The 25,366-nt window shown below is 60.6% G+C and carries 23 protein-coding genes and 1 tRNA gene; 14 read left to right on the top strand and 10 right to left on the bottom strand.

Annotated features, from left to right (window positions below; genetic code table 11):
- Positions 1 to 4: 4 nt before the first annotated feature.
- A complete protein-coding gene (locus VFO29_01900; protein ID HET9392266.1) occupies positions 5 to 1,726 on the top strand; it encodes a hypothetical protein in 1,722 nt (573 codons plus the stop codon).
- A gap of 31 nt (positions 1,727 to 1,757) precedes the next feature.
- On the opposite strand, the gene VFO29_01905 is transcribed toward VFO29_01900, so the two are convergent.
- The 3 genes from VFO29_01905 to VFO29_01915 are packed head-to-tail and all read right to left on the bottom strand — an operon-like array spanning position 1,758 to position 6,238.
- Positions 1,758 to 4,247, bottom strand: coding sequence for a M1 family aminopeptidase (locus VFO29_01905; GenBank protein ID HET9392267.1), 2,490 nt, complete (start codon positions 4,245 to 4,247; stop codon positions 1,758 to 1,760).
- Between the two features lie 39 nt (positions 4,248 to 4,286).
- Complete coding sequence (locus VFO29_01910; protein ID HET9392268.1) at positions 4,287 to 5,036, bottom strand: HAD-IIB family hydrolase; 750 nt, start codon at positions 5,034 to 5,036, stop codon at positions 4,287 to 4,289.
- A complete protein-coding gene (locus VFO29_01915; protein HET9392269.1) occupies positions 5,033 to 6,238 on the bottom strand; it encodes an HD domain-containing protein in 1,206 nt (401 codons plus the stop codon). Before VFO29_01915 ends, VFO29_01910 begins: the two co-directional genes overlap by 4 nt.
- 65 nt (positions 6,239 to 6,303) lie before the next feature.
- Here VFO29_01915 and dnaG point away from each other — a divergent pair, with 65 nt between their 5' ends.
- Positions 6,304 to 8,085 carry a DNA primase gene (gene dnaG, locus VFO29_01920; GenBank protein ID HET9392270.1) on the top strand — a complete coding sequence of 594 codons (1,782 nt, stop codon included), beginning with the start codon at positions 6,304 to 6,306 and terminating at the stop codon, positions 8,083 to 8,085.
- A gap of 25 nt (positions 8,086 to 8,110) precedes the next feature.
- On the top strand, positions 8,111 to 9,307 hold the full coding sequence (rpoD, locus tag VFO29_01925) for an RNA polymerase sigma factor RpoD (GenBank protein HET9392271.1): 1,197 nt from the start codon (positions 8,111 to 8,113) through the stop codon (positions 9,305 to 9,307).
- A 164-nt stretch (positions 9,308 to 9,471) separates the two neighbouring features.
- Here rpoD and VFO29_01930 read toward each other — a convergent pair whose 3' ends face one another.
- From VFO29_01930 to VFO29_01940, 3 genes are read right to left on the bottom strand one after another with little or no spacing between them, the layout of a single operon-like run.
- Positions 9,472 to 10,143, bottom strand: a complete 672-nt coding sequence (locus VFO29_01930) for a hypothetical protein (GenBank protein HET9392272.1) — start codon at positions 10,141 to 10,143, stop codon at positions 9,472 to 9,474.
- Positions 10,144 to 10,164: 21 nt separating this feature from the next.
- Positions 10,165 to 10,860, bottom strand: coding sequence for a hypothetical protein (locus VFO29_01935; protein ID HET9392273.1), 696 nt, complete (start codon positions 10,858 to 10,860; stop codon positions 10,165 to 10,167).
- 52 nt (positions 10,861 to 10,912) lie between these two features.
- Complete coding sequence (locus VFO29_01940; GenBank protein ID HET9392274.1) at positions 10,913 to 11,251, bottom strand: KGG domain-containing protein; 339 nt, start codon at positions 11,249 to 11,251, stop codon at positions 10,913 to 10,915.
- Positions 11,252 to 11,349: 98 nt separating this feature from the next.
- On the opposite strand from VFO29_01940, the gene VFO29_01945 reads away from it, so the two are divergent.
- Together VFO29_01945 and VFO29_01950 are read left to right on the top strand one after the other, a co-directional pair.
- Positions 11,350 to 12,810: a peptidylprolyl isomerase gene (locus VFO29_01945; GenBank protein ID HET9392275.1), complete on the top strand. Its 1,461-nt coding sequence runs from the start codon at positions 11,350 to 11,352 to the stop codon at positions 12,808 to 12,810.
- A complete protein-coding gene (locus VFO29_01950; GenBank protein HET9392276.1) occupies positions 12,789 to 13,175 on the top strand; it encodes a hypothetical protein in 387 nt (128 codons plus the stop codon). The genes VFO29_01945 and VFO29_01950 overlap by 22 nt, the downstream gene beginning before the upstream one ends.
- Here VFO29_01950 and VFO29_01955 read toward each other — a convergent pair.
- From VFO29_01955 to VFO29_01970, 4 genes are all read right to left on the bottom strand, one after another.
- Complete coding sequence (locus VFO29_01955; GenBank protein ID HET9392277.1) at positions 13,168 to 13,506, bottom strand: hypothetical protein; 339 nt, start codon at positions 13,504 to 13,506, stop codon at positions 13,168 to 13,170. The genes VFO29_01950 and VFO29_01955 overlap by 8 nt on opposite strands.
- 83 nt (positions 13,507 to 13,589) lie before the next feature.
- Positions 13,590 to 14,039 (bottom strand): D-aminoacyl-tRNA deacylase, encoded by a 450-nt coding sequence (dtd, locus tag VFO29_01960; GenBank protein ID HET9392278.1) that lies wholly within the window; start codon positions 14,037 to 14,039, stop codon positions 13,590 to 13,592.
- Position 14,040: 1 nt separating this feature from the next.
- On the bottom strand, positions 14,041 to 14,934 hold the full coding sequence (locus VFO29_01965) for a proline dehydrogenase family protein (protein ID HET9392279.1): 894 nt from the start codon (positions 14,932 to 14,934) through the stop codon (positions 14,041 to 14,043).
- 7 nt (positions 14,935 to 14,941) lie between these two features.
- The gene (locus VFO29_01970; GenBank protein ID HET9392280.1) at positions 14,942 to 15,712 is read right to left on the bottom strand and encodes an ABC transporter permease subunit; all 771 of its coding nucleotides are present in this window, start codon (positions 15,710 to 15,712) and stop codon (positions 14,942 to 14,944) included.
- Between the two features lie 14 nt (positions 15,713 to 15,726).
- Between VFO29_01970 and VFO29_01975 the strand changes: the two genes are divergently transcribed.
- The 9 genes from VFO29_01975 (at position 15,727) to VFO29_02015 (ending at position 25,356) form a co-directional block, all read left to right on the top strand.
- Positions 15,727 to 16,287, top strand: a complete 561-nt coding sequence (locus tag VFO29_01975; GenBank protein ID HET9392281.1) for a manganese efflux pump — start codon at positions 15,727 to 15,729, stop codon at positions 16,285 to 16,287.
- Positions 16,284 to 17,195 (top strand): hypothetical protein, encoded by a 912-nt coding sequence (locus tag VFO29_01980; protein HET9392282.1) that lies wholly within the window; start codon positions 16,284 to 16,286, stop codon positions 17,193 to 17,195. The genes VFO29_01975 and VFO29_01980 overlap by 4 nt, the downstream gene beginning before the upstream one ends.
- Before the next feature lie 6 nt (positions 17,196 to 17,201).
- Positions 17,202 to 18,044, top strand: a complete 843-nt coding sequence (locus VFO29_01985; protein HET9392283.1) for a 3-keto-5-aminohexanoate cleavage protein — start codon at positions 17,202 to 17,204, stop codon at positions 18,042 to 18,044.
- A 6-nt stretch (positions 18,045 to 18,050) separates the two neighbouring features.
- The gene (locus VFO29_01990; GenBank protein HET9392284.1) at positions 18,051 to 19,025 is read left to right on the top strand and encodes an ABC transporter permease; all 975 of its coding nucleotides are present in this window, start codon (positions 18,051 to 18,053) and stop codon (positions 19,023 to 19,025) included.
- Positions 19,025 to 19,969: an ABC transporter permease gene (locus VFO29_01995; GenBank protein HET9392285.1), complete on the top strand. Its 945-nt coding sequence runs from the start codon at positions 19,025 to 19,027 to the stop codon at positions 19,967 to 19,969. The genes VFO29_01990 and VFO29_01995 overlap by 1 nt, the downstream gene beginning before the upstream one ends.
- Positions 19,970 to 20,115: 146 nt before the next feature.
- A tRNA-Leu gene (locus VFO29_02000) sits at positions 20,116 to 20,199 on the top strand.
- Positions 20,200 to 20,249: 50 nt separating this feature from the next.
- Positions 20,250 to 20,837 (top strand): CVNH domain-containing protein, encoded by a 588-nt coding sequence (locus VFO29_02005; GenBank protein HET9392286.1) that lies wholly within the window; start codon positions 20,250 to 20,252, stop codon positions 20,835 to 20,837.
- Between the two features lie 160 nt (positions 20,838 to 20,997).
- Positions 20,998 to 24,510, top strand: coding sequence for an efflux RND transporter permease subunit (locus VFO29_02010; GenBank protein HET9392287.1), 3,513 nt, complete (start codon positions 20,998 to 21,000; stop codon positions 24,508 to 24,510).
- A gap of 78 nt (positions 24,511 to 24,588) precedes the next feature.
- A complete protein-coding gene (locus tag VFO29_02015) occupies positions 24,589 to 25,356 on the top strand; it encodes a copper amine oxidase N-terminal domain-containing protein (GenBank protein ID HET9392288.1) in 768 nt (255 codons plus the stop codon).
- Positions 25,357 to 25,366 lie beyond the last annotated feature (10 nt).

Below are 25,366 nucleotides of genomic sequence, written 5' to 3' on the forward strand. Positions count from 1 at the left end.
CAGCATGAAAGCATTTAGCGTCGTCTTCGCCGCCATCGGGCTTCCGATAGCGCTGGTGCTGCTGATCGCCCCCGTAACGTGGGGATATGGCGGCCTCACGGTGCGTTTCAAAGCCGGCACAACCGCGAACGATACGCGCGCCACCATTCGCAACATCGATGCCGGCGGAGTGGCCGCGCGCGCCGGATTGCGTGTCGGTACGCAGTTCTTCATTCCGTACCAAGACCGGGTAACGTGGAATTCGGGACGCGCAGGAGATGCGATAACGATTTTGGTTTTGCGCGGGAACCGGTGGCAGCCTATGAAGCTAACGTGGGGGCCGTTCACGCCGCCCCTTGCGACCGTGGAGGAGTGGCGCAAAACCGGTTATGCGATCACGGCTTTGCTGGCCTTCGTACTTGCGCTCCTGGTGGGAATGCGTGCGCGCGAGTCGCGGTTAGGGCCAATCGCTACGTTCGTGTTATTGGCGCTCGGATGGCGAGCGGTCGCCGGAGCGCTGACTTTGGCCGCGCCGACAACGGCGTTAAGCGAAGGTGCGCAGTACGCCGTTTGGCTGACCGACGGCGTCATTCTGGCCGCTATGCTGTTTCTTTTGGGAACGTTTCCGCCGAACCCGGGAATCGTTCGGCGTGTTCTGCAATACGCTGCAGTTCCCGCGGGAATACTCGCTTGGTTAGCGTCCACCATTCCATACGTAACGTTTTACGTGCCGTTAACGGCAGCTCAACACTTCAGAAGTTCGGTTGGAAACAATGGGATTGCGCTCGCCGGCCTCCTGCAATTATTGCTGGTGGCTGCGTGCGTCGATGCGCTTGTGCGCGCGCCGATCACCTATCGCGCTGCGACGCGCTGGCTGGCCGGCTCGTGGCTCATCGCTGCCGCATTAACGGCAGGCTACGGTCTAGCTTATGACTTAATCGCCGGCACCTTCGGAATCCATGCACTCGATCCGCTGCCTTTTATCGCCAACATTCTGTTTGCATTCGGCATCTCGTATCCGATCTTACGTCATCGTTTGACGGATCTGAATATCTTCGTAACGCGTGCCACGATTTACGCGGTGGTCTTGCTTGTTATTGTAGCGCTCTTTGCCCTCGCCGAATGGCTAGTCGGTCGACTCTTTGAAAATGCGCCGCAAGTGGTCGCACTGATAATTGTTCTGATACTTGGCATTTCCGTGCGCTGGATTCATGCGATCGTTGAGAGCCGGCTCACCGCAGTCGTCTTTCACAAACGGATTGCGGGATTAAACGACATTCGTCGCGTCGCTCGCGAGGCGGATATTGCAACCGATTCGCACGCCATTATGCAGGTTGCGTGTGCAACGATGCATCGAGGGCTGGATATACCGTCAGTCGCTTTTTATCTGCGCGATGGGAACGAATACGTCATGCTGCGCGCGGCGGGCGATGCTCCGTGGCCGGAAGCGTTCGACATGAACAGCGCGTTGCTGCTGCGTTTGCGCCGCTGGAAAGAGCCGTTCGAAACCCTGGACGCCGGCGGCGAACACCACACGCTGGTTCTGCCGATGAACGCCCGCGGAGTGCTGGTTGGATTCGCGTGCTGCGGGCCCAAGGCCGATCGCACAGCGTATCTAACCGACGAAATAGATGCGCTGGCCTATCTCGCTACAGAAGTTGGCGTGGCCTGCGCCTGGCTATCGCAAATGCAGGTTCCAGAGCCCGCAATTACGCGCAGCATGGTGCCGACCGAGCGATTAACCTAGCAAAAAAGCGAGTGTCGGCGCCATGCAAGCATCACTGACCGCGGTCTTTGAGATCGGCGATTACGTCCCAGGCTGCATTTCGTACGCCCGGTTCGGTGTCGTGCGTCTGTACGAATTGCAGCGCTGGGATAGCCGATTTCTGATTCAGCCTTCCGAGCGCGCGAATCGCGGACGACCGTGCACGGAAATACGGATCGCTCCTGGCAAGCGCGATAAGCGTACCCTCCACCAGCGTCGGATTCTTCTTGCCGATCGTGCCGAGAGACGAGATAGCCTCGAGGCGCTCGGCTTCATTTACGCCGTACGCAGCGCGAGCTTTGATGAGCGGAATTGCGCGGAAGTCTCCAAGGTTCGCAAGCCCGGTCAGCGCGCCGATTGCAACCGGCTCACGGAACGCGTGCCGGTTCAGGCCTGCGACAAGGATCTCATATGCGCCGGCCATCTTGGTCGCGCCGAGCCCGCGCAGCGCCGCGCCCGCGATCAATGGATTTGACGAAGTGGTCAGCGCTTTGAGGTCATTCTGGAGCGCCGGGACCGATGGATGGTCGAGATTTTCGACAACCCCACCCGCTGCGATGACCACACGCGGATCCTTGTCGTGCAGAGCCAAGCGCACTGTCTCCGCATCGTCGAGCGACGATTCGGTATCGAGCGCATCAACGCGCACGCCATAGAACGGATCGCCGGTCACGACTTGGCGGATGAAGCCCGCCGCGGCAGCTTTGTCTTTGCCTTTTGCTCTGCCTAGGTTGGCGACTGCCCACAAGCGATCTCCGACGTACGGCGCATGCAGAGCCTGGTAGCCCAAATCCGCGATCGACTTATCGACGTGCAAGCCGCGCAGCACGTTGTTGTTGTAGTCGAATAACACCATCACGGGCTGCGACGCGACGTTCGGAATGGTCACGACCTGGTGGTTGGCGTTGGCCGTGAAGTGCGCGACGTTGGCCGCTCCTCCGGGCAACGCGTTGCTCGTCGAGCCTGCGATCCAAACGCCGACGTCAATCGGCATGGTGAACGGTTTACCGTCGTGGTTCTTCTGGGTGACGTCAAGCGTGAGCGTCTGAGCGGTCGCGTCATAGCTCTCCTTGACCCAAAAATCCGGATACGCCGGACGGTAGAACCACTCGTTTTCAAACCAGTCGAGGTTCGTACCCAGCGATTTTCCGATCGCGACGAAGAACTGATGCGTGTTGGCATTCTTGTGCTGGTAGGCTAGCAGATAATCGTGCAACGCGTGGAAGAATTTGGCGTCGCCGTACATCCAGCGCAGCATGTGCAGCACCTGTCCGGGCCGCGGATAGCCGCTTGAGTCGAACGAATCCATGGCGTTGGCGTACCTGTACTCGACGATCGGCCGCCAATAGCGTCTAGTTTCGCCGAAATACGCCTGTTGAGCGTGATAGCGCTCGTATTGGAACTGCGCTTCGCCGAAGTGATGCTGCGACCACAGCTCTTGGAAGTATGTCGCGTACCCTTCGTTGATCCAGACATTCGGCCAATCCGCCATCGTAACGTCATCGCCCCACCATTGGTGCGCGAGTTCGTGAGAGACGAGACCGTCACACGAGCGTTCGAGATCGTATTGCGGCGGATGAATGGCAAGTTCGGTCTGCGTCGTAGCCGACGCGTTTTCCATGCCGCCGGCGGTAAAGCGCTCAACGGCCGTTTGGTCGTATTTCTCCCACGGATACGGAACGCCGATGATCTTTTGGAAAAACGCGACCATTTGATTGGTGCGGCCGAAGCAAATCGAGCCCCACTGCGCGTCGGCTTGCGACGTAAAGAAATCCACCGGCGTCGTGCCGTTTACGGTGTGAAAGCGGACGTACGGTCCGGCGCTAAAAGCGATGAGATACGTGGACAAAGGCGCCGGTTCGACCCAGTCCCATGTGCTGGTCGAGCCGTTGGCCGTGTAGGATTTCAAGTGGCCGTTGGCCGTCACGCGCCAGCCTTTTTGCACCGTGATGATCTGCTCAACTGGCGTTTTCTGGTTGGGCTCATCCCACGTCGGCAGCCAGAGGCGGTTATCCTCAGACTCGCCTTGCGACCAGATCTCGGGCTGGTAATTTGGATAATACTTGTCCGGACGGATGAAGTAGATGCCGCGCACCGGTTTCACGCTGTACTTCATCTCGATCGCGAGCGTATCGGTGGCTTTTGCCGGCTGCGCGAGATTGACGTACAGATGATCGTTGGCCACGTTGTAATGCGCCGGCGCGCCGTTCACCGTTACGCTTGAAAATTGCAGGCCTACGCTGTTGAACGGGACGACGCTCAAACCGTTCGCTTTGGGCGAGATGACGTTCGTCACATCGCCGTAAGCGATGCCCTTTGCAAAGTCGAACGACATTTTGATGAGCGTATTGTGGAAGCGATACGGCGCTATCGCGGTCTTGTGATAGTAGGCCTGCCCCCGGCCGTAGGGCCGCGGGTGAACTCTCGGTGGCGGCGCCGCAATCGCGGCGATAAAAACGATTCCCAATATCGCGGCAACGGCCGCACGTCCGGCATTCTTCATTTTTAAGGAGTTGTGAAGGGCTCTGGGCTATTCCTTGCCCTAGTCACTCAGGCAAGCGATGACGGTCTCAATTACGCGCTTGGATTCGTCCGGATCGCGCACTTGAATGCAGACGGCGCCCGTTTCACGCGCCGGATAATCATTGCCGCCCGGAAACAGGGCGTCGCCGACGTAGAGCATCTCCGAAATCGCGATCCCGAGAATGTCGCGCAGCTTCCGGATTCCGTAGGCTTTATCGATTCCAGGCTTGGTGACGTCAATCGACGTTGTGCCGCCCATATGCACGGAGAAATTCGGCAGCGTCTTGTCGAGCAGCGCTTTGATCGCCTTGCGTTTCGAGAAATCCGGATCCCACTTTTCCTTGGCGTCCAGCGGAGCTTGCTGGCCAAGCGCGGAGTACGTAATCTGGCTTCCGCGATCTTCGATCGTTTCGCCCCAAGTCTGCTGAACGGCGAAGCCGGATTCCGCGACCGCTTTTTGCAGCGCGCTAATGATCGTTGCTTTTTCGGCGTCGGTGAAATCCTCGGCGTAGAGCAGTTTCCAATCGCCGTCCTTATATTGATAGAACCTAGTGCCGCACGTCGGCAATAGCGATAGGTCCTTTAGGCGGTCGTCCTGAGGTAAATGCGCGACGACTTGCGTCTGGAATTGCGGATAGCCGCCGCCGGAGATGATTGCGACCTTGGCGACGCCTAGGAGCGAGGTGATAAGCTTTGCCATCTCATCGTCGATTGCCGATTTGCTGAGCGCCAAAGTTCCGTCGAGGTCAAAAACGATAAGTTTTTTCATGAGTGCGTCGCCACGCGGCAAATCTGGCGCGCTTCGGTAACGTCGACGCGCGCACGCTCGACGAAAAGTTTGCGCCAGTAAGCTTTGCCGGAAAGTTTTGCGATTAAATCCGACGCTTCGCGCGCGTCAACGACCGCTCCCGAACTCGTGCTTACCCAGACGGTCGGCGCTTTGGGATCGGCTTGCAGCGGCAGACGGTGCATGAGCTGCGTCTGCTCGTCCGCCCACACGGCATCGCCGTAAGCTTTGCGGAGCGCCTTTTCGCAGCGCTCGAATGCGCGCAAGTCCTTCTCGGCATTGAATTCGGCGGCAAGCGCATAGAGCCGCACGCGCTCGCGCAGCGCCCGCGCGGCAGTCGTGTCGCGGTCGCGGAGTTCGTTGAGCACGCGAAAGTCGTCCCAGCGCAAGAATTCGTCGATCGAATCCAATGCGTGCGGGTCGGGCCACAGCTCCGTTAATGCCTGCTGCAAGATCCGTTCGAACATGCGCGTCGTGTGATGAAAATAGACCGAGGCAAACATCATATAGCGCGCCAGCAGAAACGATTCGAGCGCGACGACGCCGCGGCGGTCGATGCCCATAACGGCTTTCCCTTCGACTTCGAAGATGCGGAGCGAACTCAGCAGCTGGTCGGCATCATATCTTCCGCCCGCGACGCCGGTAAAGTACGCATCGCGCTGCAGGTAGTCCATGCGATCGGCGTCGAGGTTGGGGCCGCTGACGAGCTCCGCCAGCACGCCAAACTGCGCCTGCGGCTTGCCCAGAATGAGATCGCCGACGTGTTGTGAGTCGACGTCGAGATCGGCCAGGTGCGCTTGAATCTCGGGACGCTCGAGAATAGCTCGGGTGCGATCTTCGTGTCGCACGCCGAGGACGGCTTCGCACGCGTGGCTGAACGGACCGTGTCCGACGTCGTGCAAGATCAGAGCCGCGCGCACGAGCCGCCGCTGATAGCTGATGTCGACATCGTTTGTAAAGAATTGGCGCCCGTGACGGACCAGCTCGTCGAATGCGCGCGTCCCTACAGCGAGCGCTCCCAGCGCGTGTCCGAAGCGCGAATGTTCGGCGGAGGGAAAAGCGAGGTACGCCAGGCCGAGCTGCCTAAGCCGCCGCAGGCGCTGCAGCGCCGGCGTGTCCAAAAGACGAGCCTCGGCTGGCTCCAGCTCGATGAAATGATGGACCGGATCGTAAATTCGCTTCATATAATACGTCCTGCGAGTTCTGCGGCAGCGGCGGAGACTCCGGCGCTGCGGCGAAGTTGCCGCTGATGCCGGTCGACCAGGGAGCCATCAGCGAGATTCGCGCTCGCATCGACATCGGGAGTTTCATCGGCTCCTACGTTCAGCTGCGCAAGCGCGGAAACGATCTGGTCGGCCTCTGCCCGTTTCACAACGAGAAGACGCCGTCGTTTCACGTGCATCCCGACAAGGGCTTTTTCAAGTGCTTCGGCTGCGACGCCGCCGGCGACGTCTTCACATTTGTCGAGCGCCATGAAAATCTGAAGTTTCCGGACGCGTTGCGCATGCTGGCGCAGCGCGCCGGCGTGGAACTGGAACCCGAAAATCCGCAAGCCACGCGCGCGCGCAACGAACGCGAAGCAATTCATGAGGCCAACCGCATCGCCACGGCGTTTTTCGAGCGCATGCTGCGTACCCCGGCGGGCGCCAAGGCCCGCGCATACTGCGAAGGACGCGGGCTGTCCGAAGCCACGATAGAGAAATTCCATCTGGGTTACGCGCCCGACGAATGGGAAGCGCTGGCGGGCGAACTCCGGCGCAACAATATCGATCATGCACTTGCGGCCAAGGGCGGTTTGCTTAAGCGCGGCGAGCGCGGGTTCTACGATTTCTATCGCGGCCGCTTGATGGTGCCGACGTACTCGACGACCGGCGAGGTAATCGCCTTCGGCGGACGCACGCTCGGCGATGGTGAGCCCAAATATTTGAATACGTCGACGACGCCCGCGTATGAGAAAGGCCGCCATCTCTTCGCTTTGAATATCGCGCGGCGCGCGGCCGCGCGCGATCGCACACTGATCGTCGTTGAGGGCTATCTCGACTGCATCGCGCTGCACCAAGCCGGTTTCGAAAACGCGGTGGCGGCGCTCGGTACGTCGTTCACGCAAGAGCAAGCCAAAGAGCTGCGCAAATATGCCGACGGCATCTTTTTGTGCTTCGATGCGGACACAGCCGGAAAGTCGGCCGCCGACAAAGCCATCGAGACCGCCGCGCAAGTCATCGAACATGCCGGCTCGGGCGTTCGCATCGTGGAACTGCCTGAAGGCGCCGATCCGGACGGTTTCGTGCGCGAACACGGCGCCGAAGCATTCGCGACGCTGCTCAAGAACGCCAAGCCGGCGATCGAATTCCGCTTGGAGCGCGAGGTTGCGCGGCTGCAGGCCGGCTTCTCGTCGCCCGCGGTTATCGCGCGCGAGGCCGAGACGCTGATCCGGCGGCTCATTCCCAAGGCGGAGTGGGACCGCTGGCGCGTGTGGATCGCCCAGCGCCTGCAGCTCAACGTCGACGAACTGCGCAACAGCCGCTTTTTCGCCAACAGCGCAAACTTCGCGCCGCGCCAGTTGCCCGTCACCGGGCACCGCACGCGCAGCGTGCACCCCTCGTCGTTCGAGCGCGACGTCCTGGCGATCGTTATCGAGGATCCGTCGCTTCTGCGCGAGTTTAAGGACCGGATTCCGCAAGAGCGGTTTCGCAACGAGGTCTACCGGCGGATTTACGACCGCCTGGCCGCCGCCGCGGAGCGCTTGAACCAGACGGCGGACGTATTCTCACTCTTTACAGACGATAATGAAACCTTGGCCCTGCTTTCGGGGTTGAGTCAGCGGGACCGGAGTTCAACGCCGCCTTATACAGACTCTGACGAGCGGCGAGCCCACTTGGAACGGGTAGTCGAACGGCTGCAGCTCGACGATCAGCGGGAACGCTATCAGGAGCTGTCGCGCCGAATAGATGAACTGGCTACCGCCGGGCAAAACATTAGCACGGAGCTGCGCGGCGAGTACGACGCCCTGGTCTCCAAGCTCAAAAAATAAACGAAAGGAGGTGAGATAGAAAATAATGGCACGCAAGAAATCGCCGTCCGCGAACGGCACGGGCGCAGTCCTTGAAGCTCCGACCACATCGATCGAAGAGCTCAAGAAGCGCATACTCGAACGCGGGAAGAAGCGCGGTTCGGTTACGCTTGACGAGATCAATCTCGAGGTTGGCCGCCTGGCGGAGACGCGCGAGGAGCTCAACGAAGCCGAGATCTTTGAAGAATTGATGACGGATCTCAACGCCGCAGGCATCGAGGTCGTCGAGGAAACCGAAGAAGAGAAAGCCGAAGCCGACGAAGAGGCCGCCGCTGAAGAAGCCGTAGCGGCCGGGCTGGCGCTGGACGATCCGGTACGCATGTATCTTAAGGAGATCGGCCGCGTTCCGCTGCTCTCCATGGACGACGAGAAGAATCTCGCGATGAAGATCGAGGCCGGCGAACGCGAACTCGAGCGCAACGGTTCGATCAACTCCACTATCGTCACCACCGGCGAAGAAGCCAAGCGCCAACTGACCGAAGCCAACCTGCGGCTCGTCGTGTCGATCGCGAAGAAGTATGTCGGCCGCGGCATGCTCTTCTTGGACTTGATCCAGGAAGGGAACCTCGGCTTGATTCGCGCGGTCGAAAAATTCGACTACCGTAAAGGCTACAAGTTTTCGACGTACGCCACGTGGTGGATACGTCAGGCGATCACGCGCGCGCTGGCCGATCAGGCGCGCACGATTCGCATTCCCGTGCACATGGTCGAGACGATCAACCGGCTCATTAAGATCTCACGCCAGTTGCTGCAAGAGCTCGGGCGCGATCCATCTGTTGAAGAGATCGCCGCCGAGATGGGCCTCACGCCTGAAAAAGTTCGCGAAGTGATTAAGATCAGCCAAGAGCCTATCTCTCTCGAAACGCCGATCGGCGAAGAGGAAGACTCGCACTTGGGCGACTTCATCGAAGATCAGGAAGCGGTGGCGCCGGCGGAAGCCGCCTCCGTGATGCTGCTCAAAGAAAAAATGCAGGACGTTCTACAAAACTTGACCGACCGCGAACGCAAAGTGCTCGTGCTGCGGTTCGGCTTGGAAGACGGCCATCAACGCACGCTCGAGGAAGTCGGCCAAGAGTTCGGCGTAACGCGCGAACGCATCCGCCAAATCGAAGCCAAAGCGTTACGCAAGCTGCGCCACCCGTCGCGCGGCAAAGCCCTCAAAGACTATTGGTCAAACGAATAAGTTGATCGGCGGGGTTACACTCCGTCCAGTTTACCCCAATTGATTTGACGCGAGGCCCAAGCGGGGGCTCGATCCGCGAAGTTATAAAGAACTTCGAAATGCTTTCGTACGGGCGTGTGCGCGCATTTCGCGGATCGAGTCCCCGCTTGGGACGCGCGACAAAGCTACATCTCGCCTTTGGCGTTCTCCGTCGAAGGATGAACCAGCGGATTGGTCGCCGCAAACGCGCCCTTCGGATTAGGTGTCAGCCAAATCTCTGTGTCCCATTGAGCCGGGAAGAGAAAGATCTTCGCGACCTGTGAGGCGTCTTTGACTTTGCCCATCTTTACGAGGGTTGCGACTTGCGGATTGTTGATGTCGCCGCCGGCCGCGATCCAATCCTTGGCGCGCGCCGCCAGTCCGTAGCTCATCGTTCCGTCGGGATTCTTCAAAATCCAATGCACATGCGCGACGCGGAATTTGAACCAGCGGCCCGGACTCAGTCCCCACAGATGCGGTGTAACCGCCGGCATCGTGAGTGTGCGCGAGAAGTCCGCGCCGAGCAAACGGCCCTTGACGTCGTACCAGAGCTGAGAAGGATGCCGCGGGTCAACGCTGTTCCATTTCAGGTTCGCGTAGCTGATGGCGCCCGTCTTGTCCTCGTTGTTGTAGCGGAAGTAGCCGCCCTTGATCGCTGCGGCCGGATTGGGAAAGCGGGCGTTCAGATCTTTAGTAGCGTTTTGCACGAACGCCAGCTCGCTCGGGAGCGGCGTGTCGGGGAGCGGGGCCGGCGTCTGAGCCAGAACGGCCGACGCGGCGAAAAATGATAGCGCCAGTGCGAAAAGCGCACGTTTCATGGGTCAACACTCCGTCTTTATTTACGTTGGTTGAGCGGTCGGTAGAACGCTTGGCGACGGCTTCGGCGTGGGCGGTGTGAATCCCGGAGGCGTGGCCACCGAAGCCGGCCGGAACGGTGGGCGGGGCGTGTCGGCCGCTCCCGCGATGGGCTGGGGCGTTACGATCGCCACGGCGCCGGCAACCGAGCGTAATTCAGCGGCGATACGCGCGCGCATAACAGTGCCGGGGCGGAGATCGACCTCCATGCCCTTGCGCAGCATGTGATAGAGAAAGTGGTACGGGATGAAGATGTCGCCGACCGTGTCGGTCACGTTGCGCGTCGAGGCCTGGCCCGCGGTTAAAGACGGATCGATGTGCGAGCTGGGAGTGACCAGCGGCAACGATTGGCCGTTCGCAAGCGTGAACGGTTCAAAGTAAATGTCCACTGAGCCGTCGACGTTGGCCATCTGCGCACCCGACGTGTGCAGGATGCGAATCTGAACCGGCGCGCCGGCGGCGGCGACCGTCATGCCGCCCAGAATGATGGGATCGCGCAGATGTGCGCGCACAAAGGTTCCCTCTTGACCGCGCGAGCTAATGTCGCCGTCGAGAACGAAGAAGATGCTCGAGTTCAGTGGGAGGTCCGTTGTCGAACGGGATGGCTCCGGCGCCGGACTGGCCGATCCGACCGTGCGCGGAACAACAATAGCGCGAGCCTCTTGTGGGCCCGCGCTCATTGCTGCGATAACGGATGCGGCTGCGAGCGCCAGTATTCCGGCGCGACCCAGCTTAGCTGGCTTTCTTTTGCTCTTCGGCGGCTGCAGCAGCGCGTTTGCCCTCTTCGATGAGTTGCTTAACTTTTTGGCCGCCTTTTTGCCCGATCGCCTCGTAGAAGCTTGGCCCATAGCGGTCGCGCGTTGCTTCGCCGCCCTTTTTGCCGCCCTTCTTACCGATCTGCTCGTAAAAGGCGTGGCCGTGGGCGTTTTTCGTAGCCTGGCCGCCCTTGCGGCCGATCTGCTCGTAAAACTCCGGGCCGTACTTTTTCTTGACGGTTTCGCCGCCTTTTTGCCCGGCTTCGCGGACGGTCATGCCGCCGGCTTTCTTGAGCGGGCCGTTTGGGGTGTTCATAATAAGACTTCTACCTCGGTTCTTTGCGCCGCCCTAGAAGGACGGCAATCTCATGCTCCATATACTAGAACGCAAGTTCGGCCCGGAAAGTTGAGCAAATGACCCTGATCCAAGCGGTTGCTTTTACCTTAGTATCGGCCGTGAGCACGGCTGCAGCCAATCCAAGCGTCCAAATCGAGCGCCTCGAGGCGGCCCGGAGCCTAGGCAACGGGGCCCTCGCCGGGTTTCTGAATTCAGGCGACCGCAGGGTGGCGGTACGCGCCGCGCTGGCCATCGGCCGGACCAAAAAACCGGAAGGCATCGCTCTCTTAGCGCGGCACGCCGGCGATCGTGACACGGCTCTGCGTGCCATGAGCATCTACGGCCTGGGGCTCATCGGCGGCATCCCGGCGACAGGCCCGGTGCTCAACGCGCTGCTGCACGACCCAAGCGGGGCCGTACAAGTGGTGGCGCTCGACGCCACCGATCGCCTGGAGACCGCGCACATGCTCTCCGTCAATCAGGAACGCGCTGCCGGGCGGCGGGTCCGCGAGCTCCTGGGCGTGGCCGACGTCATCGTGCGCGGCCGCGCGGCCACCACACTCGAGGCCTTTCACGGGTCGTCGTTTGCGCAAGACGTCGTCGGTTCGCTGTCGCGCGCCTATGCGGGCGAACGCGATTCATACGTGCGCTGGCATATCATGTGGACGCTCTTCCGCGCATACGCTAAACGCGCGCCGGTTGAAACGCTGCAGGCCGGCCTGCACGATCGCAGCGACCTCGTGCGCATCGAGGCCGTGCGTGCTTTCGGACGGCGCGGCGACAAGGATGCGATCGCGTGGCTTCAGCCGTTGACCGCAGATCCGTCGTGGCGTGTGCAAGAGCAAGCGCTAGAGTCGATCAAAGTTTTGCAAGGCGGCGCGCTGACTGCACATCTGAAAGAAATGCCCGCCGGCATTCACACGCCCGCGCCGGAGCCGGATCGGTTCGCATCCTTGGCCGCTTTGCCGCGCGCGGTCTCCTCCGCACGTCCGCAAAAACCGAGCCCCGACGCAATTCTGACTGCGCCGCCGCTCTATCCGACGACCATCGCTTTGGTTTCCGGACCCGCCAAAGGCCCGCATCCGCGTGTCCGGCTGGTCACGACCAAGGGCAACATTTACATCGAGCTCTTTCCGGAGTGGGCGCCGCTCACGGTCGAAAACTTTCTCAACCTGACGAACTCCGGCTATTACGACAACAATCCATGGTTTCGCATCGTGCCCGACTTCGTCGTGCAGACCGGCGATCCAAAGGGTGACGGCAGCGGCGACGCCGGCTACACCATTCCGGCCGAAGAGAATCCGATTGAGCAGAACAGCTACATCATCTCCATGGGCATGAACTACACCGATCCGCCGAACGCCCATGCTATCCGCGACTCGGCGGGCACGCAATTCTACATCACGCTTTCGCCGCAGCTGCATCTGGATCGCGACTTTACGGTCTTTGGGCGCGTGATCGGCGGCACGGATGTCTTGGGCCGGCTAATCGAGTCCGACAAAATCGTTCGCGCCGAATGCATCCCGGATTCACCGTAGTGCGCATTGCGCTTGTGGCGCTTGCGCTGATCCTTTCGGGCTGCGGGACGCCGCAACAGCTCCCCATCGAGATTCCGTCGTGCGATACCGTGGTCGGCTCGCACGGTGTCACCCTAACTGCCGTCGTGAAGAACGACTCCTACAAACCCGTTAGCGGCCTGTCGATAGCGGCCGATTTCTACCGCGACTTTCGCACGACGCATCTCACCGGCACAACAAAGATCCCGCTGGCGCTAAACCCGGGCGAAGAACGGAATGTGACGTTCGAGATTCCTACAAAGGTTTCAGGGAGTTTGGGCCGCGCGATGCGCTGTTTTGCCACGCGCGTGGTTTATCAGGACGGAACCTCGCAAACGGTCAAATAGCGAGCCGGGTTTCGAGCCGCTCGACGCGATTGTTGAGGCCGTCAAATTTTGAGTCCATCTGATCGAACCGCGCATCGACCCGGTCGAAGCGCCGGTCCATCTCTTCGAAGCGCAGATCGACCTGTCCGAAGCGTCGGTCGACCTGTTCGAAACGTCGATCGACCTGTTCGAAACGCTCGTCAATCTTGTCGAACTTGTCGAAGACGAGAATAAAACGGCGATTGACGTCGTTTCTAAAATCTTCCAGGCGGCCATCCAAAGCTCTGATTTCGCCTTCCACCCGGGCAAAGCCGAGCGACACGGCGTCACGAAGTTCGAGGACGGCGTCCATCACTTCGCGCGTTGTAGGGTCCCTCTCCATGCCGGCATACGATACACTGCGATTGTTTCCGGAATGTTTCCTTGTGAAGAACTCTAGAAGACTTTTTTCGTGTCGAGCAAGATCGTGACGGGCCCGTCGTTCACCAGTTCGACTTCCATCATCGCGCCGAACTCACCATACTCTACGTGCAAGCCGTCGCGCTTTAAGAGCACCCCGACGCGTTCGTAGAGCGGCTTCGCTTGCTCTTCGCGCGCCGCGGCAACAAATGAAGGGCGGCGGCCTTTGCGCGCATCGCCGTGCAGAGTGAATTGAGAGATCAACAATATGCCACCGCCGGCTTCGGCGGCGCTTCGGTTCATAAGGCCCTCGTCGTCGCGAAAGATTCGCAGGGTGGCGATCTTTTCGGCCATCTGCTCGGCATCGCGTTCGCCGTCGTCCACGCCGACGCTCAGCAGGACGGCCAGCCCGCCGGCGATCGAGCCGGTGACTCGTCCGTCCACGCGCACCTCCGCGCGGGAAACGCGTTGAACAACGGCTCGCATCTTAGCGCGAAAAGATGCTGGAGAGCGCGAAGAGCAGGTTCTCTTTGCGCTCGGCAACGCGGCGGTAGAAATACGCCGCCCAGTGCGTGCCGAACGGCACGTAGACGCGCAGGCGATAGCCGTCTTGCACGAGTTGACGCTGAAGGTGCGGGCGCACGCCGTAGATCATCTGGAACTCGAAGCGGTCGCGCGCTATGCCTTCAGCTGCGACGAATTCCTTGACTGCGGCGATGAGCCGGCGGTCGTGGGTGGCGATGCCGGGATAGTTTCCGCGCGTTAAGAGCTCGCGCGCGCATTGCAAGTACTGCTCGCGAATCTTGGGCATCTCTTTGTACGCGATCGCCGCGGGTTCGTTGTAGGCGCCTTTGCAAAGACGCACGCGAGCGTTCAACTCGATGGTGCGTTCGACGTCTCGCGGCGTCCGTTTTAAATACGCTTGAAGGACGGGGCCGATGTTCTTGTGCTCCGCGTAGGCTCGTTCAAAGACGCGCAGCGTGGACTCGGTAACCGCCGAGCCTTCCATGTCGATGCGCACGAACGGATCGGCGTTCGACTGCGCCCGCTCCAAGATTGCCGCCAGATTGTCAAACGCGAAGTCTTCATCGATCAGCAATCCGAGGGCGGTCAGCTTTACCGAAACGTTGCTTTGCGCGCCGGTCGCCTTGATGGCGTCGAGTATCTGCATGTATGCATCGCGCGTTTTGAGCGCCGCCTCGCGCTCGAGGACGTCTTCACCCAAGAAGTCGAGCGAAGCGGTCATACCGGCGACGTTCAGCTCCCGAACCGCCGCCATCGCGGCATCGATCGTTTTCCCGGCGACGAAGCGCTTGGCTAGAAAGAAAAAACGGCGTTGGAAGGTCGAGTCGGGCGCGAAGAAACGGTCGAGAACTGCCACAGAGCCGCTATACGACGCGCCGCCTCAGAGCCCATTGAAGTGCGATGGCGAGCGCCGCCAACACAACGAAGCCGTAGCTCAGCGCGAGCGCGGCGGCGATCCCTTGGGCGGAGAGCGTTACGTAGAGCTGCACCGGCAATGCCGTTGGGTGGTACGCGACGATAGACGTGGCTCCATACTCGCCGATGGCGCGCATCCACGTGAGCACCACGCCCGCCAGTACGTTCGGCGCGGCAAGCGGCAGCGCGATGCGAAAGAAGATGGTGGCCGTGCCGGCGCCGAGCGTTCGCGCTGACTCCTCGTAGATTGGATCGATGGTTGCGAATGCGGCCGTCGATACGATTGCAACAAACGAGCCGGCTACAAAAAATTCGGCGAGCGCGACACCCCACAGCGAGTCGGCGAAGATCAGCCCGTGCGCGGCGAGCGCCGCGCCGAGCGGCGTGCGGGTTCCGATCGTTTGCAAAAGCATGATGCCCGAGGCAACGGGCGGGAACGCCAGCGGCAGCGCGAGCAGAGCCAGCGCGATCGCACGCGGTGCGGCGGGAGCATGTGCGAGCGCGTAGGCGGCCGGAACGCCGAGCAGCGTTGCAACGGCGACCGCAATGCTCGAAGCGATCAGCGACACCGTCAGCGCGTCGCGCGCTTGAGGCTGCGCAAACGCGCCGATAACGTCGCCCGGCTTGACCGCCGCGAACATCGCGATGACGGGGCCAAGCATTACGACGACGAGCACCGCCGCGGCGAGATGAAAGAAGGAGATTCGGCTAAATTTCAAGACCCGTCCTCGAGTTGAACTTCCTCAAAATTCTCGTCATCGCCCTCTCGTTGGGGCTCGACGTCTTCGCAGTCGGAGTCGGGGTTGGGATGCGCGGCATCTCGCGCGGGCTCAAGGTGCGTATCGGCCTGGCTTTTGCAACCGCCGAGGTCGTGATGAATCTCGCCGGCGTGGGTTTGGGAAAACTCGCTGGGCATCTGCTCGGCGACGTGGCCGGATACATCGGGTTCGCGGCGCTGATCGGTTTGGGCGCGTACATGATCTTCGAAGCGGTGCGTGAATCCGAGCTGAAAACTCCGCTCGACATGTCGCGCGGTTGGGGACTCTTGATCGGATCGCTGTCGATCAGTCTGGACTCGCTAGGCATCGGTTTCTCAATTCTGTACATCGGCGTGCCGCTCTATCTTTCGCTGGGCGTAATATTCGTGGTGTCGATCTGTTCGACCGCGTTGGGCTTAACACTCGGACGCGTTGTAGGACGGCGTGCTGAAGAGAGTGCGGAACTTTGGGCCGGCATCGTGCTGGCGTTGACCGGTATCGCCTTCACGCTGGCAAAAGCCTTGCTTCCGGCGTGAAAACCGGAGATGCGCTGCTCGACCTTGCGCGCGCAAACGGTCGCACCTCACTCTTCGTTGTCGGCACGGGAAAAAACGCGGGAAAGACGGTGGCGATGCGCGCGATCGCAACGGCCGCTGCGCGCCGCGGCATTTCGCTCGGGTTAACGTCCGCCGGCCGCGACGGTGAAACGTTCGACGCGGTTGACGCTGCCGCGAAGCCGAGGCTCTTTCTCGATGCCGGCACGATTGTCGCGACCGCGCCCATGCTCTTGCCCGCTCACTCGGATTTTGACGTGCTTGAGGAAACTAATTGGCAGACGGCGGCGGGCGCCGTTGTGTTTGCTCGCGTTCGGCGTCCGGCGTTCTACGAGTTGGCAGGTCCACCGAAAGCATCGGAGCTTCGCCGTTGCGTCGAACGCCTGCGCGAGTTGGGCTGTGAACAAGTGATTGTGGACGGCGCGATCGATCGCGTCGCGGCGTTAGCCGGCGGTGACGATGCGGTCGTCATTGCAGTAGGGGCCGACGCGGGTACTTCGATCGAAGAAGCGGCTGCATACGCGCGCGCGCTCGTCGAGCGCCTGTGCATTCAATCGTACGATCCACAGCAGCCGTTTGTGAAGATCGAAGGCGGCCTGACTTCCGCTTCGGCCCGCAGGCTGCTCGAACTGGGTGAGAAGCGGCAAGTAGTCGTGCGCGATCCAACGCAAGTCGTGATTCATGGAAAAGAGTTCTTGCGGTTTGTGGAGCGCGTTGCGCTGCGATGCGAGCGTCCGCTGCATGTCGTCGCGGTGACGGTTGCACCGATGGGCCGCGAGCGGGATTTTGACGCCGAGGCGTTTCGCACGGCGGTAGCGCGCGAAACCGGGTTGCCGGTCTTCGACGTGTATGCCGACGCGGTGTCAGGCGCCGAAGCGTCGAAAGAATAACGCTAAATGGACCCGCTGATCGTCACGGTCGCGCCTGTCGGCGCGGAGCTCACGCCGGAGCAGACGCCGCATCTGGCCGTGAAGCCGCAACAACTCGGTGAGGTGGCGGAGCGATGCCGTCAAGCCGGTGCGTCGATCATTCACGTTCATTGCCGCGAAGACGACGGCAGCAATACGCACGACAAAGGCCGTTTCAAAGAAGCCTATGCCGAGATCAGCGCGCGCAGCGATTTGATCGTACAGTTTTCTACCGGTGGTGCGATCGGCATGACGCCGGAAGAGCGCGCCGGCGTGCTCGATTTGCGCCCGGAGATGGCAACGCTCACGTGCGGCTCGGTAAACTTCGGCGACGATATTTTTGAAAACAGTTTTCCGATCATGCGCGCCATCCTAAAGTGTATGAACGAACTCGAGATCCGGCCCGAGCTCGAAATTTTCGATAAGGGCCATCTCTCCAACGCGCGCCGCTTGGAACGCGAAGGCTTGCTGAAGTTTCCGCAACACGTTGATTTTGTATTGGGCGTGCCGGGCGGATTGGACGCAAGCGTTGCCAACCTATGCGATCTGGTGGATGCGCTTCCGGCGGGATGCACGTGGTCCGTGGCCGGCATCGGCCGCGCGCAGCTCCCGATGGCGATGGCGGCGATCGCGATGGGCGGACACGTGCGCGTCGGGCTCGAGGACAACATCTATTATTCGAAGGGTAAGCTCGCCACCAATGACGAGCTCGTGGCGCGCGTCGTTCGCATTGCGGCCGAACTGGGACGGCCCGCGGCGACACCCGCCCAAGCCCGCGAAATGCTTGGCTTGCCGCCGCTACAGGAGCACGCCCGCAGAGCTTTAATGTAGCGAATCTTGTTTACGTACGTCGCGCGGCGGACGTTCCAGGCGGTTCCGCTGCTGTTGCTGATCTCGCTGATTCTCTTCCTGATCGTGCACAGCGCGCCGGGCGGCGGTCTGGGCCCGTACTTGCAGAATCCGCACATCACGCCGGCGGACATCGCGCGCCTGAAGCACAACCTTGGCCTCGATCAGCCGCTGTATAAGCAGTACGTCGCGTGGCTCGGCGAAGTGCTTCGCGGCGATTTCGGGTACTCGACCAGTAACTCCGAGCCGGTCTTCAACGCGATCGTCGAGCGCTTGCCGTCAACGCTCCTGTTGATGGGCACCGCCATCACGATCGCCTTCATCATCGGCGTGTCGGCCGGACTCTTCGCCGCCGTTCATCCGTACTCGACGTGGGACTACTTCATCACGACGTTCGCCTTCTTCGGTCAGTCCATGCCGGTGTTTTGGCTGGCGCTGATGCTGCAGCTCGCGTTTGCGGTGCACGGAATACCGCTGCCGTTCGGGTACGTGATCCAATTGCCGTCCGCGGGAATATCGAGTTCCGACACGTTCGATTTCGGCGATCGAATTACGCATTTGATTCTACCGGCGACAGCGCTGGCGTTTTTGAACATCGCGCTGTACAGCCGGTTCATGCGCAGCTCGATGCTCGAAGTGATCAACACCGATTATATGCGCACCGCATCAGCCAAGGGTTTGAGCCGGCGCGTCGTGCTTTTTAAACACGGTCTGAAGAACGCGCTGATTCCACTCGTCACGGTAACGGCACTGTCGCTGCCGGCGCTCTTCGGCGGCGCGATCGTCACCGAGACCATCTTCGCATGGCCCGGCGAGGGGCGGCTGTTCATCAACGCGCTCGGGCAAGAAGACATCGCCGTGCTGATGGGCTATTTGATCGTGAACGCGTTTTTGGTGGTGTTCTTTAATCTGTTAGCCGACGTGTTGTACGCTTGGCTCGACCCGCGGGTAAAATACGACTGATGGCTATTTCAGCGCCGCTGCCCGCGCCGTTCATCGCCGAAGACGACAGCACCGTCTATAGCAAGGTCACGGTATGGAAACGTTTCCGCCGCCACCGTATGGCGATGGCGGGTGCGGTGGTTTTGCTCATCATGATTTTGGTCGCGATATTTGCTTGGAAGCTCGCGCCGTTCGATCCCAACGCGATCGACGAAGTGCACTGGCAGGGCAACCCCGTTGCGCCGTGCTTCCAAAACGCGGCGCAGTGCGGCGGCCACCTTTTAGGCTTGGACGAAAACGGCCGCGACGAGCTCTCGCGCCTGATGTTCGGCGCGCAGATCTCGCTGACGGTTGCGGTTTCGGCGGTGCTGATGGAGTTGGTCATCGGGACGCTGCTCGGGGCGCTGGCCGGCTATTACGGGGGCTGGGTCGACTACATTTTGATGCGCGTCACCGACGTATTTTTGTCTATTCCGCTCTTGCCGTTGCTCTTGGTGTTGACCGGCATCGTGGCGGCGAGCTCGACGAAAGCGGCGCTCAGTTTTTACGTCATTGTGATCATCATCGGGGGACTCTCTTGGCCCAGTGTGGCCCGTTTGGTGCGCGCCTCGTTCCTCTCGCTGCGCGAACGCGAGTACGCTGAGGCTGCTCGAGCCGTCGGCAACGGCGATCTGCGCATCATGCTGCGTCATCTGCTGCCCAACGCGATGGCCCCGCTTATCGTTCAGGCGACGCTCGACGTCGCCAACGTCATCATCGTGGAGTCCGTGCTCTCGTTCCTGGGCTTCGGCATTCAGCCGCCGACGGCGTCCTGGGGAAATATGCTCTCCAACGCCGAGGCGACGCTCCAGGACCAGTGGTGGGCGGCGGTCTTCCCCGGCCTGTGCATTCTCTTCACCGTCCTCGCCATCAACTACATCGGCGACGGCTTGCGTGATGCGCTCGATCCGAACGCAATAAAATAGACACCAACTCTGCCAGCGCATCACGCGGGGAGCCCTGCGAGCTTTGCTCGTAGGGGGCGCGCAGCACCAAAAGGTGCGGAGTGCCGGTTAAATGGGCCCTTGACCCGAACGCTATTAAGTAGATAGACTGGCCGGGCACCCTCCACGCGCGAGTGGCGAAATTGGTAGACGCACTAGCTTGAGGGGCTAGCGCCCGCAAGGGCGTGCTGGTTCGAGTCCAGTCTCGCGCAAGAAAATAAGGCCGGCAGGGCTCCCCACCGGTCCCGCGCATTTAACGGTCATGAATCGTTTTTGGGCTTTGGCCCCGATGTTCGCCTTAATCGCGACGCTTAGTCCTGTGAAGGCTTTCGCGCAAAGCATTCCGCCTGGGTCGTATCGCGACTCATGCCGGAATATTAGAGTCAGCAATGGCGTGCTCAGCGCCGAGTGTGCGGTGCCCGACGGGCGGATGCATCGCAAGACGAGCATCGAGCTATCGAAATGTGCCGGCCGCGACATCGAAAACAATAGCGGGCGGCTCGAGTGCTGGTTGTCGCCGGCCGAGCCTGGACGCTTTACGTTGAACATACGCGGCGGTGGCGGCGACTTCGCGGTGGAAGTTTTGGGTGTGGACGTCAACAAAAAGCCCTTCCATCTTTCTGAAACGCGGAAAGGTGCAGGGCCTCTTGTGTTCCACCACACGGCGTTTCCGCTGCGGGGGATTGCTATCACCGGCGAACAGCGCTTCGAGGTAGAGCGTCCGCGGAAACTTTCCGTCACCTGCGACTATAAGTGGATTTTCCTCAAAATAACGAACGGGGAAACTCTAACCCTTAATGCCTGGAAGTATGACAGCAACCCCAATTCCTGCGATGAAAAGCCTCATTAGCATCCCCGGCGCGTAGGCGTCCGCAGGTGCCGGCGGGTGCTTGCTGTGCCGGAGCAGGGCCAGTCTCGCGAAGAAGGCCCGCCCGGGGTGAAACCGCCAAGGCCTCGGAGCCGTATGGTGAGGTAGCAAGGCTTAGAAGGCAGCGAAGGATTCTTTCATTATGTGGTTGACCCGGTTCGCGATCAATCGGCCCATCATCACCGCGGTGGTCTTCATAGGCCTCGCGATTTTTGGCATTATTTCGTTCCTCCAGCTCGGGCGCAGCTCGAACCCGCCGGGAACGGACTTTCCGGTGGTGGTCGTCGTCGCGTACTATCCCGGTGCATCGCCCCAAGACATGGAGCGAATGGTCGTCAAGCCGATCGAAGACCAGATGGCCGGCATCGACAACCTCGATCATATCTCTGCCACCGCGCAGGAAAGCACCGCGACGGTCGGCGTCGTTTTCAACCTCGGAACGAACATCGATTTGGCGGCAGTCGACGTGCAGCGCCGCACCGACACCGCTCGCGTCTTCATGCCCAACGATTTGGATCCGCCGAGCGTCATAAAGGCGGGGACGTCGGAGCCGCCGCTGCTCGACATCGCGGTCAGCTCCGCTAAACTGTCGCAAGCGCAGATCGCCGACGTCATCAACAGCCAAGTCAAGCCGTTGATTGAAGCAATTCCCAACGTCCAGTCGGTCGACGTGTACGGATCGGCCAGCCGCGAGTTTCATGTCGAGCCGCTGCCCGGCCAATTGCTTGGGACGAACGCAACCTTAAACGACATCTTTTCTGCAGTTGCAAACGACAACCTGAACGTGCCGGGCGGCATGATGACTCAGCCGACGCAGGAGTCGACCATTGCGTTGCATTCGTACATTAATAATGTAGGCGACATTCTGGCCATTCCGCTTGCGGTGCCCAACGGCGCAGGCCAGGGCATGAAGATTGCCGACGTGGCTCACGTCTACGACAGCCACCAGGAGATGCGAACGATCTCGCACTTCAACGGCAAGCCGCGCGTCTATATCGGCATAAACCCGGTGCTCAACGCCGATCAAATCAAGGCCACGCAAGTCGCGCGCCAGCAAATGGCGATCATCGAGGCGCGCTTTCCGCAACTGAAGTTCACCGAAGAAGACGCCCAAGCAGACCTCACAGCAAAGCAACTCTGGGGCGTCGGTCAGTCGCTGATCGAAGGCATTTTCTTGACGGCAATCGTCATGATGCTGTTCTTGCACGCGTGGCGCAACGCCATCGTCGTGCTGATCGCGATACCGAGCTCGATTCTCTCGACGTTCATTCTGATGCGGGCGTTCGGCTTCCACATCGACAGCCTGTCCATGATGGGATTGTCGCTTATCATCGGTATCTTGGTCGACGACTCGATCGTGGTGCTTGAGAATATCGCACGACATCGAGATCTCGGGCAGAAGCCGGTCGACGCCGCGATCAACGGCCGCTCCGAAATCGGCAACGCGGCAGTTGCGATCACGATGGTTGACGTCGTCGTCTTTTTACCGATCGCGTTTATGCCCGGATTGGTGGGCACGTATTTGAAAGAATACGGGGCAGTGGTCGTCACGGCGACACTGTTCTCGCTGTTCGTTTCGTTCACGCTCACGCCGCTGCTGGCCGCCAAATGGAGCATGCTGAAACGTTCGGAAGGCGACCCGGGCTGGGTTCGCGCGCTGGACAACAGGGTTATGGATATCGCGCTCGTCGCGACTGCCCTCGGCATGTTCGTTCTGGGCAACGTGACCGGCTGGTTCTTGCTCAATGTCTTCGCCGTCTTCATCGTCGCGTTGCTGATTCTCAATTTCATCGTGCACCGCTATGAGGCGTTCACGGAGTATTACTTCGATAAACTGCTGCCGTTTGCGCTTACGCACGGAAGCTTCGTTGTCTTCGTCTGCGTGGCGTTGCTGCTGAATGCATTCTCGCTCTTGGGCGGCGGCGGCATCGCAACCGCTTTCGTCGACGGGTTCCTCTTTGCGGTGACCGGCATTACGTACGTACTCGCGATCTTTTTCCGCGCTTTCGGCTGGAATAAAGTGAGCAGCGAAAACCGCGCGCTGGATTGGCTGATTTGCATGCCGCTGCGCTGGTACAGTTCGCTCGGGACCTATCCTCCGCTCACGCTGGCAAGTCTGGGTTTCCCAATCGTGGCCGCACTTACCATCGGTTTGCTGGGCGGCGTCAACTTCGACTTCTTCCCGGCGCAGCAGACCGGCGTCATCAGCATGACGGTGAGTTATGCTTCGGGGACGCCGATCGCAACGACGAACCGGTTCGTCGGTCAGCTCGAAACCGCCATTATGAAGCTGCCGGGCGTCAAGTCCGTAAGTTCGACGGTCGGCCGTAAGCCTGCGAGCTTCAGCGGAATAACGGGCGGAAACTTCGCGCAACTTACCGCGCAAATGGACGACGGTCATATCAAGGACACCAACAAAACCGTCGCCACTATTCGCAAGTTGGGTTACCTTGTGCCAGGCGGCGACTTTGAGGTTGCGCAAGAGAGCGGCAACGGCTCAGCGGTGCAGTATTCGATGACCGGCCCCGAAGATCAGATCGGGCCGGCGGCCGAGAAAGTGGCGCGCTTCCTGCGGACAGTTCCGGGCGCGATCAACGTCCAGACCTCCGCCGAGATTGCCGCACCTCGCTTAAACGTGGACATCAATCAGTCGAAAGCCTCGCTGCTCGGCGTCGCACCCTCGGCAGCGGCGAACGTCGCGCGCATCGCCGTCGGCGGGGCGGTCGCAACCAAAGTGCGCACACCCAACGGCCTTGTTGACGTGCGCGTGCAATTTCCGCCCGCCGATCGCAATTCGGTCGATAACTTAAAGAACGTCCGAGTGCGCGCGAACAATGGAATGCTCGTTCCGCTCGGATCTATCGCGGACTTCACGTGGACGAAAGCGCCGACACGCGTCGAGCGCTACAACCGCCAGCGCGTCGTCAACGTTTTCTCCGACATGTTGCCCGGCTACTCATCCGGTCAGCTTATCGGACCGCTCACGAAGAAGATGCGCGAACCCGGTTTCTTACCGGCCGGTGTGGCGCCGGCGGCTCAGGGCAATGCGCTCTGGGTAGGCCAAGCGATGACGAATCTGGGAATCGCGGTTATAACTTCGGCCGTCCTCATTTACGCGCTGATGGTGATCCTGTACGGTTCGTTCGTAGAACCGCTGATCGTCATGTTCTCGGTGCCGCTGGCGCTGATCGGTGCGCTCTTGTTCCTGGGTTTGATGGGCCGCATTCAGCCGGAGCAAGGACAGTCGCTGAACATCATCTCGCTGCTCGGTGTCATCATGCTCTTCGGCTTGGTCGCCAAGAACGGAATATTGCTCGTCGATTATTCGAACACGCTGGTCAAGCGCGGCATGCGTGTGCGCGATGCGGTGCTCCGTGCGGCTGCGACGCGATTCCGTCCGATTTTGATGACCACCGCTGCGATGATCTTCGGCATGCTGCCGCTCTCTTTGGGATATGCCGAGGGTGGCGAGTGGCGCCAAGCGATGGGCACGGTCATTATCGGAGGGCTGCTGAGCTCGCTCGCGCTGACGATCTTCATCGTTCCGATGATCTACAACACCTGGATGGGTTACTTCGAGCGGCTCGCCGATGCAAAGGCGGTCCGGGAAGAATTGCGGCCGCAGGGCGTCGGCGCGGGAGTTCCCGCCTCGTAACCTGGCGGGCGCTCCGCCGTTAGGCGCCTGCACTCTGGGTAAGCAACCTGTTGAGACAAATTCTCGGAGGTTGCAAAAATGATCATCGCCAGACGGCTCGCCGCAGCAGCGTTAGCCGCGTCCCTTCTTGCGGGCTTCGCAATTATGCCCGTATCCGCGCAGAACGTGAGCGTTGTGGTGAACGGTGCGACGGTTACGTTCGATCAGCCGCCGGTCGAACGGGCAGGACGCGTTTTCGTTCCGTTACGCGGCGTCTTCGAACGTTTAGGTGCCAGCGTGGTATATGCCAACGGCGTCATTAACGCGCAGGGCAATGGCCGCAGCGTTCACTTGCAGATCGGTTCGACGCAGGCGACGGTCAACGGGCAGACGCTCACCATGGACGTCGCGCCGTTTGTGATCGGCGCGCGCACGCTGGTGCCATTGCGCTTTGTGGCGCAGTCGCTTGGCGCGGCTGTGAACTGGAGTCAGTCCAACAATACCGTCTACATTCAGGGGAACGGCAGCGCGGTTGTGCCTCCGCCGAATGGTAATCCCGCCACCAACGTCATTAACCGGTTGAATCCTGCGCCGAACACGCATGTCGGCGGAACCTTCACGCTCTCCGGCCACACTCGTCCCGGCTCGGCCGTGCACGTGGTGGTGACCGCGACCGCAAGCGTGCTTGGCGGTGTGATCGGTGTCGCCACCGGAACCAACAATTACGACGCGGTCGCCAACGCGAGCGGCAATTTCAGCGTCCCGGTGAGCATCAACGCGGTTTCGGGTGGCTCGTTGCGGATTGCGATAACGTCAACCTCACCCACCGGCGCAGTCGCACAAAGAACTGTCGCATACTCGACGTAGCGGGCACAGT

This window comes from Candidatus Rubrimentiphilum sp., from assembly GCA_035710515.1.
In the GTDB taxonomy this organism is placed as follows: Bacteria; Vulcanimicrobiota; Vulcanimicrobiia; order Vulcanimicrobiales; family Vulcanimicrobiaceae; genus Rubrimentiphilum.

Bases quoted from the DNA above. Each gene is read 5' to 3' on its own strand.
- VFO29_02015 (HET9392288.1), top strand. From the start codon at position 24,589: ATGATCATCGCCAGACGGCTCGCCGCAGCAGCGTTAGCCGCGTCCCTT.
- VFO29_01915 (HET9392269.1), bottom strand. From the start codon at position 6,238: ATGAAGCGAATTTACGATCCGGTCCATCATTTCATCGAGCTGGAGCCA.
- VFO29_01930 (HET9392272.1), bottom strand. From the start codon at position 10,143: ATGAAACGTGCGCTTTTCGCACTGGCGCTATCATTTTTCGCCGCGTCG.
- dnaG (HET9392270.1), top strand. From the start codon at position 6,304: ATGCCGGTCGACCAGGGAGCCATCAGCGAGATTCGCGCTCGCATCGAC.
- VFO29_01955 (HET9392277.1), bottom strand. From the start codon at position 13,506: ATGGACGCCGTCCTCGAACTTCGTGACGCCGTGTCGCTCGGCTTTGCC.
- VFO29_01995 (HET9392285.1), top strand. From the start codon at position 19,025: ATGGCTATTTCAGCGCCGCTGCCCGCGCCGTTCATCGCCGAAGACGAC.
- rpoD (HET9392271.1), top strand. From the start codon at position 8,111: ATGGCACGCAAGAAATCGCCGTCCGCGAACGGCACGGGCGCAGTCCTT.
- VFO29_01935 (HET9392273.1), bottom strand. From the start codon at position 10,860: ATGAGCGCGGGCCCACAAGAGGCTCGCGCTATTGTTGTTCCGCGCACG.
- VFO29_01985 (HET9392283.1), top strand. From the start codon at position 17,202: ATGGACCCGCTGATCGTCACGGTCGCGCCTGTCGGCGCGGAGCTCACG.
- VFO29_01940 (HET9392274.1), bottom strand. From the start codon at position 11,251: ATGAACACCCCAAACGGCCCGCTCAAGAAAGCCGGCGGCATGACCGTC.
- dtd (HET9392278.1), bottom strand. From the start codon at position 14,039: ATGCGAGCCGTTGTTCAACGCGTTTCCCGCGCGGAGGTGCGCGTGGAC.
- VFO29_01900 (HET9392266.1), top strand. From the start codon at position 5: ATGAAAGCATTTAGCGTCGTCTTCGCCGCCATCGGGCTTCCGATAGCG.
- VFO29_02005 (HET9392286.1), top strand. From the start codon at position 20,250: ATGAATCGTTTTTGGGCTTTGGCCCCGATGTTCGCCTTAATCGCGACG.
- VFO29_02010 (HET9392287.1), top strand. From the start codon at position 20,998: ATGTGGTTGACCCGGTTCGCGATCAATCGGCCCATCATCACCGCGGTG.
- VFO29_01905 (HET9392267.1), bottom strand. From the start codon at position 4,247: ATGAAGAATGCCGGACGTGCGGCCGTTGCCGCGATATTGGGAATCGTT.
- VFO29_01945 (HET9392275.1), top strand. From the start codon at position 11,350: ATGACCCTGATCCAAGCGGTTGCTTTTACCTTAGTATCGGCCGTGAGC.
- VFO29_01950 (HET9392276.1), top strand. From the start codon at position 12,789: ATGCATCCCGGATTCACCGTAGTGCGCATTGCGCTTGTGGCGCTTGCG.
- VFO29_01910 (HET9392268.1), bottom strand. From the start codon at position 5,036: ATGAAAAAACTTATCGTTTTTGACCTCGACGGAACTTTGGCGCTCAGC.